This window comes from Herbaspirillum sp. NPDC101397 (assembly GCF_044767325.1).
GTDB lineage: Bacteria > Pseudomonadota > Gammaproteobacteria > Burkholderiales > Burkholderiaceae_D > Herbaspirillum.
Genome location: NZ_JBIWNS010000006.1, coordinates 69,124 through 81,185 on the forward strand (window position 1 = coordinate 69,124; position 12,062 = coordinate 81,185).

9 protein-coding genes are annotated in these 12,062 nt (G+C 61.8%); 8 read left to right on the forward strand and 1 reads right to left on the reverse strand.

Going from position 1 to position 12,062, the window contains the following annotated elements:
- Nucleotides 1-76: 76 nt before the first annotated feature.
- The gene (locus ACIROW_RS15415) at nucleotides 77-2,392 is read right to left on the reverse strand and encodes a penicillin-binding protein 1A (RefSeq protein WP_402277683.1); all 2,316 of its coding nucleotides are present in this window, start codon (nucleotides 2,390-2,392) and stop codon (nucleotides 77-79) included.
- A gap of 472 nt (nucleotides 2,393-2,864) precedes the next feature.
- On the opposite strand from ACIROW_RS15415, the gene pilM reads away from it, so the two are divergent.
- The 8 genes from pilM (at nucleotide 2,865) to ACIROW_RS15455 (ending at nucleotide 12,021) form a co-directional block, all read left to right on the forward strand.
- Entirely contained in the window at nucleotides 2,865-3,875 is a 1,011-nt protein-coding gene (gene pilM, locus ACIROW_RS15420) for a type IV pilus assembly protein PilM (protein WP_402277128.1), read from the forward strand.
- On the forward strand, nucleotides 3,872-4,441 hold the full coding sequence (locus tag ACIROW_RS15425; protein WP_402277130.1) for a PilN domain-containing protein: 570 nt from the start codon (nucleotides 3,872-3,874) through the stop codon (nucleotides 4,439-4,441). The genes pilM and ACIROW_RS15425 overlap by 4 nt, the downstream gene beginning before the upstream one ends.
- Nucleotides 4,438-5,043, forward strand: a complete 606-nt coding sequence (locus ACIROW_RS15430) for a type 4a pilus biogenesis protein PilO (protein WP_402277131.1) — start codon at nucleotides 4,438-4,440, stop codon at nucleotides 5,041-5,043. Before ACIROW_RS15425 ends, ACIROW_RS15430 begins: the two co-directional genes overlap by 4 nt.
- Nucleotides 5,040-5,573, forward strand: coding sequence for a pilus assembly protein PilP (locus ACIROW_RS15435; protein WP_402277133.1), 534 nt, complete (start codon nucleotides 5,040-5,042; stop codon nucleotides 5,571-5,573). The genes ACIROW_RS15430 and ACIROW_RS15435 overlap by 4 nt, the downstream gene beginning before the upstream one ends.
- Nucleotides 5,570-7,633 carry a type IV pilus secretin PilQ gene (pilQ, locus tag ACIROW_RS15440; protein WP_402277135.1) on the forward strand — a complete coding sequence of 688 codons (2,064 nt, stop codon included), beginning with the start codon at nucleotides 5,570-5,572 and terminating at the stop codon, nucleotides 7,631-7,633. Before ACIROW_RS15435 ends, pilQ begins: the two co-directional genes overlap by 4 nt.
- Nucleotides 7,634-7,793: 160 nt before the next feature.
- Nucleotides 7,794-9,488 carry a bifunctional shikimate kinase/3-dehydroquinate synthase AroKB gene (aroKB, locus tag ACIROW_RS15445; protein WP_402277137.1) on the forward strand — a complete coding sequence of 565 codons (1,695 nt, stop codon included), beginning with the start codon at nucleotides 7,794-7,796 and terminating at the stop codon, nucleotides 9,486-9,488.
- A 75-nt stretch (nucleotides 9,489-9,563) separates the two neighbouring features.
- Nucleotides 9,564-10,715, forward strand: a complete 1,152-nt coding sequence (locus tag ACIROW_RS15450) for a deoxyguanosinetriphosphate triphosphohydrolase (protein WP_402277139.1) — start codon at nucleotides 9,564-9,566, stop codon at nucleotides 10,713-10,715.
- A 154-nt stretch (nucleotides 10,716-10,869) separates the two neighbouring features.
- Entirely contained in the window at nucleotides 10,870-12,021 is a 1,152-nt protein-coding gene (locus ACIROW_RS15455; protein ID WP_402277141.1) for an ABC transporter substrate-binding protein, read from the forward strand.
- Nucleotides 12,022-12,062: the final 41 nt, after the last annotated feature.

Below are 12,062 nucleotides of genomic sequence, written 5' to 3' on the forward strand. Positions count from 1 at the left end.
AGACGTAAAAAAACGGCAGGGGTTCGATCACCCTGCCGTTTTCTTTTGCGCCATCAGATTGCCGATATTGCGGCCGTCAGAACAATTCGTTCTTCATCTGGTTCTTGGCTTTTTCCTCTTCCGGCGACGCCGCCGCGCCATGTTCGCCCAGACCCAGATCGCGCACGCTGGAGCTCGGCGGATATTCGGAATAGTAATACTCGCCGCCCGACTCGATCAGACCGGTCGGCACCGTACGGTCGACCATCGGCACATCTTTGAGGGCCTTCTGCATGTAGCTGATCCAGATCGGCAACGCCAGGCCGCCGCCGGTTTCGCGGTCGCCCAGGCTCTTCGGCTGGTCGTAGCCCATCCACGCGATACCTACCAGATTCGGTTGATAACCGGCGAACCAGGCGTCCATCGAATCGTTGGTGGTGCCGGTCTTGCCGGCCAGGTCGGTGCGCTTGAGCGAGAGCGCCTTGACCGCAGTGCCGTGACGCACGACGTCGCGCAGCATGCTGTCCATCACGAAGGCGTTGCGCGCATCAATGACGCGGTTGGCTTCGTCGCCGGAACGTGCCGGATGCGCTTCGGACAGCGTGTTGCCGTTGTTGTCGGTGATCTTCGAGATCAGGTAGGGATTGATCTTGTAGCCGCCGTTGGCGAACACCGAATAGGCGCCCACCATCTGCAACGGCGTCACCGCGCCGGCGCCCAGCGCCAGCGTCAGGTAAGGCGGGTTCTTGTCGGCGTCGAAGCCGAAGCGCGTGATGTATTCCTGCGCATACTTGACGCCGACGCGTTCGAGGATGCGGATCGACACCAGGTTGATCGACTTCTGTAGTGCGCGGCGCATCGAGATCGGACCTTCGAACTTGCCGCCGTAATTCTTCGGCTGCCATACCTGGCCGCCGGTCTGGGTGAACGTCAGCGGCGCATCATTGATGATGGTGGCCGGCGACAAACCTTTTTCCAGCGACGATGAATAGATGAACGGCTTGAACGACGAGCCCGGCTGGCGCCATGCCTGGATCACGTGGTTGAACTTGTTGCGGTTGAAGTCGAAGCCGCCCACCAGCGAACGGATCGAACCGTCATTGGGATCGAGCGAAATGAACGCCGATTCGACTTCCGGCATTTGCGTGACGATCCAGTTCTTGCCGTCCTGGAACACGCGAATGATGGCGCCGCGCTTGATCTTCTTCTGCGGCGGCGCTTTTTCGCTGAGCAGGTTGCCGGCGAAGCCGAGGCCGCTGCCGGAAATCTTGATCTCGTCGCCGGTGGCCAGCACGGCAGTGATTTCCTTGGTGGTGGCTTCCAGCACGACGGCGGCGATCAGGTCGTCGCTGTCCGGGTGATCGGCCAGCTCGGATTCAATGGCGTCGTCGGCTTCTTCCTTCGAGGCGGTCGGAATCTCCATGTAGCCTTCCGGACCGCGGTAGCCGTGGCGACGTTCGTAGTCGATGATGCCGCGGCGCAGCGCCAGGTAGGCGGCGTCCTGGTCGGCCTTGGTAATGGTGGTGAAGACGTTCAGGCCACGCGTGTAGGTGTCGTCCTTGAACTGCGCATAGACCAGCTGGCGCGCCATTTCCGAAACGTATTCCGCATGCACGCCGAAGGCCGTGCTGTCGGTCTTGACCTTCAGTTCCTCATCCTTGGCCTGGGTATATTGCGCGTCGGTGATGTAGCCGAGCTGGCGCATGCGCAGCAAGATGTATTGCTGGCGCGCGTGAGCGCGTTTCGGGTTGACTACCGGGTTGTAGGCCGACGGCGCCTTTGGCAAACCGGCCAGCATGGCCGATTCGGCGATGGTCAGCTCCTTGAGCTGCTTGCCGAAGTAAATTTGCGCCGCCGAGGAAAATCCGTAAGCGCGCTGCCCCAGATAAATCTGGTTCATGTAGACCTCGAGGATCTGGTCCTTGGTCAGGTTGCGTTCAATTTTCCAGGCCAGCGGAATTTCGTAGAGGAATTTGCGCGACGCTTTTTGCAGGAAGGTCGGCTCGTTGCTGGTCAGGAAGAAATTGCGCGCCACCTGCTGCGTGATGGTGCTGGCGCCGCCGCTGCCGCCCGACAGGTTGGCCACCGAGGCACGCACGATGCCCTGATAGTCGACGCCGCCGTGCTCGTAGAAGCGGTCATCTTCGATCGCCAGCACGGCCTTCTTCATGATGTCCGGGATGTCCTTGATGTGCACCAGGTTGCGGCGCTCTTCGCCGAACTCGCCGATCAGCACGCCATCTGCGGAGAACACCCGCAGCGGAATCTTGGGACGATAGTCGGTCAGCGTGTCGAGGTCAGGCAGCTTGGGATACGCCAGCGTGACCACAAACCCCAGCACCAGCACCGCCATCAGCACGAGTGCCACCAGCAGGCCGACGCTGCCCAGCAGCACGCGCAGGATCGGATGCAGGCGTTTTTTGACTGTCTTGGCGGCGGCGGGAGTAGCTGCAGGTGCGGAGGCACTCGCAGGGTTCGGTGTTGCGTCAGCGGGTTGCGAAGCTGGCGCTTTGCCGTTGTTTTCTGGGGTGGTCATGCGCGTGAGACTGGTGAGAAAGACAATCCCCGCATTATAACGACTTGCGGGAAGGTGAATTCCGGCAATTCTCCGGAACAAGGCTGAAATACGGCAGCGCGGGTCGCGTGACGGCAACGCGTCGCAGCGCAATCGTTGCTCAGAAACCGTTTGCGCCGGGAAGTTTCGCCGGGCTGGTTCGACGTTGGCATTCATGCCGACAGGAAAATTGCTTTACAGACAACAAATGTTGTTGCTAGGATGCCGCATATTGTCTTAATGACAATCATTTCAACTGCCTGGCGCGATAACCCGCGACCGCGCGCAGGCAAACATCGTCGCTTCCTCTCATGTCCAGAATGCAATTTTGTTGAATCTGTCCAGCTTCTTCCACCGCAGCCCGCCGTCAATGGTCGGCCTGGACATCGGCCGATCCGAAGTCAGGATGGTCGAATTCTCCGGAGATCGCGCGCAGGTGGCGCAACTGGCATATTGCGCGCGCGAAGCGCTGCCCGACGGCGCCATCGGCGAGGACGGCATCGACAATCTGCGCCAGGTGATGGAGGCCGTGTCCCGTCTGTGGGAGAAAAGCGGATCGCAGACCAGACAAGTCGCCATCGCCATCCCGTCCGCACAGGCGATCACGCACATACTCGCAGTCCCTGCCGGCAGCAGCCGGGAGCAGCAGGCGGCCCTGGCCGGCAAGCATGCCGAAGGCGTGTTGCCCTATCCGCTGGCGCAAGCCCTGCTCGATTTTCGCATCATCGGACCAACGCGCGATACGCCGGGACAGCTCGACATGCTGATCGCCGCAGCGCACCGCGACGACGTCGAAGACCGCGTCGCCGTGACGGAGTCCCTTGGACTGCAGGCAGTGGTCGCCGACATCGAAAGCCATGCGGCACTAACGGCCGTGGCGAGGACACTGCCTGCTGCACAGACTTCTTCCACCTTCGCTTTGGTGAACCTGGAAACACACGGCGCACTCCTGTCGTTGTGCTGCGACGGCTGCGTTGCCGGCGAACGGCAACTGGCAATCGGCCACCGGCAATTGCAGGGCGACTTGCAGCAATATGATGGCGACCAGAACGATGTCCTGGCGACCTACCTGGCACACGCAGCCAGGCATATTGCGCAGGCGCTGCAAACATTGCGGCAGCAGTCGTCGTGCGCGCCTGCACACATCGTGCTGGCGGGACCGGGGGCGAGCATTCCCGGCTTGGATGAGGCCGTGCACCGGCACACGGCCGTCAGCACCCTGGTGGCCGCTCCCTTCGCCGGCGTGGCGTTGACGCCCGGCATTGACCGCGGGAAGCTGGCGGTGAACGGCCCTGCCTGCGCCACTGCGTGCGGCCTGGCCTTGCGGCGCTTCGACCGATGAGCGGCATCAATTTCCTGGCACAGCGCAATCCCGCAGCGGGAGCGCATCGCCGCTTTTACCTGTTGCTGGCCGCGACGGTGGCCGCCGGACTTGCCGTCGTAATGTTCCTGTCATGGCATATCTCGGGGCAAGCGACACGGCAGCAGCAACTGCTCGATCTGTTGCGCGCCGAGCACGGCCGACTGGATACCGCCATCGAGGCGGGTAAGTCACAGGACGAAAAGAGTACCGCGCTTGAAAACCAACGACGTCACCTTGAAGCGCTGCAACAGCAGCGCAACGAGGCAACGCGATTACTGGCAGAACTGGCGCGCCGCATGCCGCCGCAAGTTTTCCTCACCACATTGGTCCAGCAAGGCCGTAGCTTCACCTTGAAGGGTTCCGCGCCGTCGCACCGGCATGTGATGCAACTGCTGGAAGCATTGCGCGACGCCGACGGCGCATTCACACACATTGAGCTGCAAGAAGCACGCAGCGCGGTCAACACAAAACCCGCATCGACCGATCCCGGCCGACTCCATGACTTCGTGATCACGGCCGGCCATCGTGTCGTGGCGGCGCGATGAACGCGGCGGAACTCCTGTTGCAATGGCGTGAACTCAACGGCCGCCATCCGTCGACCTGGCCGCGCGCATGGCGCGGCGCCTTGCTGCTGATGCTCTTGCTGGCGGTGCTGCTGTCCGGCTGGCAGCTCTGCTTGCGACCTGCAATCGACGCGCTGGACCTCAGCGAACTCGACTACGCCGCACTGAAATCCAGCTATCGGGAAAAGTACCGCCGGGCCATGACCTTCACCCATTCCGCCCGACGCGCTCAACATCTGGAGCACATTGTCGCGACACTGGAACAGCAACTGCAACCGCAGGCCGGCATCGATCCGGTGCTGGACGCCATTGGCGATGCCGCGCTGCAAAACCGGCTGCAATTCGAATTCGCCAGGCCGGGGCGACCAGAGACAAAAAACGGCTACGTCGAAGCGCCCATCGCCATCTGGCTGAGCGGCAACTACCACGACATCGGCCGTTTTGCCGCCGACATGGCGGCAACGGCGCATCTCGTCATCCTGAGCGACCTGCGTCTAAGCAACGCCGAGCGGCCCGGCCGCGTGACGCTGGAAGCGCTCGCCCTGGCCTATCGCAGTAAAACAGGCGATGAGGAAAAGCCATGACGCGGCAATCGGTCCGACCGTTTTCGCCGGCGATCCTGTTTGCCTTGCTCCTGACGAGTTGTGCCGAACGCGACACGCCGGAGCAACTGCGCGCGCAGCTCGACGCCATTCGCCTTGACACGCCATCGACGCAGCCCGTCATCCAGCCGGCAAATGAGTTCATTCCCCAGGCGTACCCCATCGCAGACGATGGAGATGCCGTTACCCCGTTCGGCCATCCGGCCACCCTGCCGGACGAGATCGATAGCAATGAACGTCCACCCCAGCGCGGCGCCAGACAACCGCTCGAGGGCGTCCCGCTGGAATCGATACGCCTGGTCGGCACACTGTCGCGCGACGGTCGCTCGGATGCCTTGCTGCAGGTCGACAAGATCGTCTATCCCGCGCGTGCGGGCGATTACCTGGGCCAGAATTTCGGCGTCATCCGCAGCATCAAGGACAGACGCATCGAACTGGAAGAACTGGTCCGCAACGGCGGCAACTGGGAAAAGCGCATGACGGCGCTCGAATTGCAAGGAAGCGGGAAATGATCAAAACGCTGTACCGGCTCGCATTGTGGACGGCGTTCTCGCCACTGATTTGCGGTGGCGTGCAGGCACAGCAGCGCAACGCCCTTCTCGCCATCGACGCGGAGCAACTCGACAGCCGTGTCGAAGTACGCCTGACACTGCGCTACCCGCCGACAACCGCGCCCGTGCATTTCTCCACCGTCTCGCCGGCCCGCATCGTGATCGATCTTGCCGACACAGACAACGCCATCGACACCCAGCAAAAAAACCTCGACACCGGGCCGTTGCGCAACCATTCCGTCGCGTCCTCTGCCGGACGCAGCCGCGTGGTGCTCAACCTGCGGCATATGTCTCCCTACTCCGTGCGCACCGAAGCCGGCGCCATCGTCGTCGCCATTTCCGGCAATGAGGTGTTGCCGGCGGCCGGCAGGCCCCTGATCGGCGGCATCGACTTCCGCCGCGGCACGCAAGGCGAGGGCCGCGTCATCGTCGATCTGCCGGGACCGGAGACCGCGCTCGACATCCGCCGGCAAGGACGGCAGATCATCGCCGACATCCTCAACGCCGACCTGCCCGCGCGTTTGCCGCGACGCCTTGAGGTCGGCGATTTCGGCACGCCGGTCAACGCCATCGACGCCGGCCGTCGCGGTGCGGCTGTACGGCTGCTGATCGACGCCGAACCGCTGGCGGAATATCACGCCTATCAGAAGGAGGCGCAACTGGTGATCGAAGTGCGCGCCCCGGCCGACGCCGGCAAGGGGCCGGCGCAACGCCATCAGCCTTACCGCGGCGACAAGCTGTCGCTGCAGTTCCAGAACATCGAGGTGCGCGCCATCCTGCAGGTGCTGGCCGATTTCACTGGCATCAACATCATTGCCAGCGATGGCGTCGGCGGCGCGCTGACCTTGCGCCTGAAAGACGTGCCGTGGGATCAGGCGCTGGACATCGTGCTGCAGACGCGCGGGCTGGACATGCGGCGCAACGGCAACGTCATGTGGGTGGCGCCGCGCGAAGAGCTGCTGACGCGCGAACGGCTTGAACTGGAGCAACGCGCCCAGATCGCCGAACTCGAACCGTTGCGCGCCGAAGTATTCCAGCTCAACTACCAGAAGGCCGAAGCCTTCCGCAAAGTGTTCGGCGAAGACATCGCCGCCGGCATCAACCCGCACGGCGAACGCCGCCCCACACTGCTGTCGCGCCGCGGCAGCGCAGTGGTGGATCAGCGCACCAACCAGTTGTTCGTGACCGATACGCCATCGGTGCTCGACAACATCCGCAAGCTGCTGGAAAAGATCGACGTCGCCGCTCGCCAGGTGCTGATCGAAGCGCGCATCGTCGAAGCCGACGACAGCTTCAGCCGCAATCTCGGCGCGCGCCTCGGATTTTCCGCCCGGGCCAATGGCTTCGCCGCGGGCAGCACCTACAACCAGGTGGGCGAAGCGGCGGGTCTGACCAAGGCTGCCGCCAGTTCATATTCCGCCAACCACGCCGTCAACCTGCCGGCGCAAGGAATCGGCGGCGCAGCTGCAGGCAGTTTCGCGCTGAGCCTGTTCAACGCCGCCGCCAACCGCTTCCTTACGCTAGAACTATCGGCGCTGGAAGCCGACGGCAAAGGCAAGATCGTTTCCAGCCCGCGCGTGGTCACTGCCGACCAGCAACCTGCGTTGATCGAACAGGGCGAGGAAATTCCCTACCAGCAAGCCACCAGCAGCGGCGCCACCTCGACTGCCTTCAAGAAGGCCAACCTCAAGCTCGAAGTGACGCCGCAGATCACACCGGACGGCAACGTCATCCTCAATGTCGACATCAACAAGGACAGCCGCGGCACCGCCACGCCGGGCGGGTTGGCAATCAACACCAAACACGTCAAGACGCTGGTGCAGGTGGAAAATGGCGGCACCGTCGTCATCGGCGGGATCTACACGCAGACCGAATCGAACACCGTTTCCAAGGTGCCGCTGCTGGGCGACATCCCGGTGATCGGCAACCTGTTCAAACATAGCGCCCGCATCGACCACAAGACGGAACTGCTGATCTTCCTCACGCCGAAAATCGTCGCCGACCGCAATTTCCTGCGTTAATCATCTCGAAATCCATGTTTTTCCCGATATTTCCCCGACAACGGCGCAACAGACGGTAAAATCGTCTGTTGCAGCTGGTTGCGCACGGCAGGCCGAAAAACCAACAACAGAGGCCTCCAGCGACCAGCTATCCGGACAATCCCGCAGTGAAAAATCGTATATGAGTGGAAGCATTTTTCTTGTCGGCCTGATGGGCGCCGGCAAGACAACGATAGGGCGTGCCCTGGCGAAAAAACTGAACAAGCGCTTCGTCGACTCCGATCACGAGATCGAGTCGCGCACCGGCACAACCATTCCCGTGATTTTTGAAATCGAAGGCGAGGAAAGTTTTCGCAAGCGCGAAGCCGACGTCATCCGCGAACTGAGCGCCCAGCAAGACATCGTCCTGGCCACCGGCGGCGGCGCCATCCTGCGCGCCGAAACCCGCGCCTACCTGAAGCAGCGCGGCACCGTGATTTATCTGCGCGCCGGCATCAACCAGATCCTGCAGCGCACCGGGCGCGACAAGAATCGCCCGTTGCTGCAAACCGCCGATCCGCGCCGCAAGCTCGAAGAGTTGTCGCGCCAGCGCGATCCGTATTACCGCGAAGTAGCCGATTTCGTCATCGAGACCGGCCGCCCCAACGTACAGTTCCTGGTGCAGGCCATCCTGAGCCAGCTCGAACTGACACCCAAACAGACTGCCGATGCCGCCTTTGCGCCGGCCACCTCCTCCACACCACCAGCCGCCTCCGCCGAACCTGCCATGACCGCTTCCACCTTCGCCCCCGTCGCCCTGCAAGTCGAACTGGGAGAGCGCAGCTACCCGATCACCATCGGCCACGATCTGCTGTCGAACCCCGAATTGCTCACGCGCCACGTCGCCGGCAAGCGCGTCGCCGTCGTCACCAACGACAAGGTCGGTCCGCTGTACCTGCCGCGCGTGCGCAAGCTGCTCGAAGACGCCGGCAAGCAAGTCACCGAAATCGTGCTGCCCGACGGTGAAGAACAAAAGACCTGGGCCAGCCTGATGAAAGTGTTCGATGTCCTGCTCGCCGAAAAATGCGATCGCAAGACCACGCTGGTCGCGCTCGGCGGCGGCGTCATCGGCGACCTGACTGGTTTCGCAGCGGCGTCGTACATGCGCGGCGTGCCGTTCGTGCAGATCCCGACCACGCTGCTGTCGCAGGTCGACTCCTCGGTCGGCGGCAAGACCGGCATCAATCATCCGCTCGGCAAGAACATGATCGGCGCGTTCTACCAGCCGCAAGCCGTGATCGCCGATACCGCCACGCTGCACACGCTGCCATCGCGCGAACTGGCGGCCGGCCTGGCCGAAGTGATCAAGCATGGCGCCATCATCGACGCCCCGTTCTTCGACTGGATCGAAGTCAATATCGGCAAGCTGGTCGCCAAGGACAACGCCGCGCTGGCCTATTCGATCCAGCGTTCCTGCGAAATCAAGGCCGAGGTAGTGCGCCAGGATGAACGCGAAGGCGGCCTGCGCGCCATCCTCAACTTCGGCCACACCTTCGGCCACGCGATCGAGAACGGCCTCGGCTACGGCCAATGGCTGCACGGCGAAGCGGTCGGCTGCGGCATGGTGATGGCGGCCGACCTGTCGCATCGGCTGGGCTACATCGACGCCGTCTCGAAGGATCGCCTGACTGCACTGGTCAAGGCAGCGGGCCTGCCTGTCGTGGCGCCAGACCTCGGGACGGAGCGTTGGCTGGAACTGATGGAAGTCGACAAGAAGAATGAAGGCGGCGCGATCAAGTTCATCCTGATCAAGCCGCTGGGTCAGCCGCTGATCACCAACGTGCCGCAGGATATCTTGCTGCAGACGCTGGCGGCCTGCGTACAAACCCCGAGCTGAGGACGACGGTTGCAGAAGTCATTGCGTCGCCGTCGATTGAAGATCTGCATTGAAGCACCTGAATGAGTTCCTGACATGACCCAAGACGCGCCGCTCCACCTTGCACCTTATGCCGCCCATGCAGCAACATCGACCGGGCGGCGCTTCTCCGAACCTGCTCCCGGATCGCGTACCGAATACCAGCGCGATCGCGACCGCATCATTCACTCCACCGCGTTCCGCCGCCTCGAATACAAGACTCAGGTCTTCGTCAATCATGAGGGCGACCTGTTCCGCACGCGCCTGACCCACAGCATCGAAGTCGCCCAGATTGCGCGCTCCTGCGCACGCAATCTGCGCCTCAACGAAGACCTGGTGGAAGCCATCTCGCTGGCCCATGACCTCGGCCACACGCCGTTCGGCCACGCCGGCCAGGATGAGCTGAACACCTGCATGAAGGACTTCGGCGGCTTCGAGCACAATCTGCAAAGCCTGCGCGTGGTCGACGACCTCGAACAGCACTATGGTGCCTTCGATGGCCTCAACCTGATGTTCGAGACGCGTGAAGGCATCCTCAAGCACTGCTCGCTGGCCAACGCGCGCCAGCTCGGCGCTATCGGCCAGCGCTTCATCGACAAGAAGCAGCCTAGCCTGGAAGCACAGCTGGCCAATCTGGCCGACGAGATCGCCTACAACAACCACGACATCGACGACGGCCTGCGTTCCGGCCTGCTGACGATTGCGCAGCTGGGTGAAGTGGATTTCTTCGCACGCCATCAGCGCGAAGCGGAACTGGCCTATCCCGGCATCACCGGTCGCCGCGCCATCAACGAAACCGTGCGCCGCATGATCAATACCTTGATCGTCGACCTCATCCGCACCTCGCAGGAAAACATCGCCGCCGCAGCGCCCCTCAGCATCGAGGACGTACGCAACGCCGCGCCCCTGATCGCCTTCTCCGAACCGATGCAGCAGGAAGCCGCCGTGCTCAAGCGCTTCCTGCGCCAGAACCTGTATCGCCACTACCAGGTCAATCGCATGACCGCCAAGGCGCGCCGCATCATCGCCGAATTGTTCCAGGCGTTCCTGGCGCAACCAACGCTCTTGCCGCCCGACTACGTGGTTGCCGAACAGGACGACGAAGGCCAGCGCCGCCAGGCGCGCCAGGTATCCGACTACATTGCCGGCATGACTGACCGTTACGCCATGCGCGAACACCGGCGTTTGTTCATGGTGGAAGAACTGTAGAAAAAGATTCTGACGAGGTTCGTACATCGTCAAGATTCAGCCGGTTTGTGGGTCCGATTCGCATAAAAGCATTGCCTCCTCGTGCATCGTTGCTACTCTGAGTAGCACGACAAAACCATCTCTACGGCCAACAACTGGTGGAGGTGTCGAGACCATGCGAATACCATTCCTTCCCGTGCGGCGCATCGCTGCGCTGACCCTGTTTTTTTTGTGTTGCCATGCCCATGGACAATTCAATTCCCCCGAACCTGCCGGCAACAACGACATTGTTGTCGGCCAGTCTGCGGATCTGAGCGGCCCCTATGCCAAGATCACACGCCAGTTCATCACCGGAGCAAACGTCTACTTCGCCCAGCTCAACAGTCGCGGCGGCATAGCGGGTCGCCGGGTCAGGTTGATGACGTTGGATGACCAGAACGATCCCACCCTGGCGCTCAAGAACACGCAGGAGCTGCTCGACGAGCACAAGGCCATCGCGCTGTTCGGCTATATCGGCGCACAAACCACCGCCGCCGTATTGCCGCTGATCAACGAACGCAAGGTGCCGTATTTCGCCCCTGTGACGGGCTCCTGGATTGTGTACGCCGCGTTCAACCGGCACGTCTTCACGATACGCGCGAGCTATGCCAACGAATACGACTATCTGTTTTCGCGCTTCACGCAGATGGGACTGAAACGGCTGGCGATCTTCAATGACGCTACGGGACTGCCGCACAACGTCATGATGAAAGCCAAGATCAGCAATGCAAACGCACAGCTGGTCGCGTCGGAAAGCATCATGGGACAAAACGTCGACAAGATCGCCGACAAACTATTGGAAAGCCGACCCGACGTGGTGCTAATCATGAGCATTTCACAAAACGTCAACAGTGCCTTGATACGCAACCTGCGCGCCAAGGGCTATCTCGGTTATTTTTATTGCGCCTCGCTGGTGTGCAGCCCGCTGCTGACCAGCGAGCTTGAAGAAGCGGCCAGCGGCCTGATCATTTCGCAAGTCGTGCCGCATCCCTGGAAGGCGCGCATGCCCATCGTGCATGAATACCAAAAGGCGATGCGCGTCGCCAGGATCGGACAATTCAGCTATCTCGGACTCGAAGGTTATATCGCCGCAAAAGTGCTGGCCGAAGGCCTCAGTCGCGCAAGCCACCGGCTGACGCACGAGAAATTGATTGTCGCGCTGGAAACAGTCAACGACAAAACCTACGACCACGCGGGCTATCAAATCAATTTTTCACCGTCCAGCCATCAGGGCTCCACCTATGTCGACGTGACGACAGTGGACAAGAGCGGTGTCATCCAACCTTAGATAATTTCGCCGTAAGCGATTTGAGAGACAGGATCATCGCT

Excerpts from the sequence above, each read along its gene's own strand:
- aroKB (WP_402277137.1), top strand. The coding sequence starts at position 7,794 with ATGAGTGGAAGCATTTTTCTTGTCGGCCTGATGGGCGCCGGCAAGACA.
- ACIROW_RS15435 (WP_402277133.1), top strand. The coding sequence starts at position 5,040 with ATGACGCGGCAATCGGTCCGACCGTTTTCGCCGGCGATCCTGTTTGCC.
- pilQ (WP_402277135.1), top strand. The coding sequence starts at position 5,570 with ATGATCAAAACGCTGTACCGGCTCGCATTGTGGACGGCGTTCTCGCCA.
- ACIROW_RS15455 (WP_402277141.1), top strand. The coding sequence starts at position 10,870 with ATGCGAATACCATTCCTTCCCGTGCGGCGCATCGCTGCGCTGACCCTG.
- ACIROW_RS15450 (WP_402277139.1), top strand. The coding sequence starts at position 9,564 with ATGACCCAAGACGCGCCGCTCCACCTTGCACCTTATGCCGCCCATGCA.
- ACIROW_RS15425 (WP_402277130.1), top strand. The coding sequence starts at position 3,872 with ATGAGCGGCATCAATTTCCTGGCACAGCGCAATCCCGCAGCGGGAGCG.
- ACIROW_RS15430 (WP_402277131.1), top strand. The coding sequence starts at position 4,438 with ATGAACGCGGCGGAACTCCTGTTGCAATGGCGTGAACTCAACGGCCGC.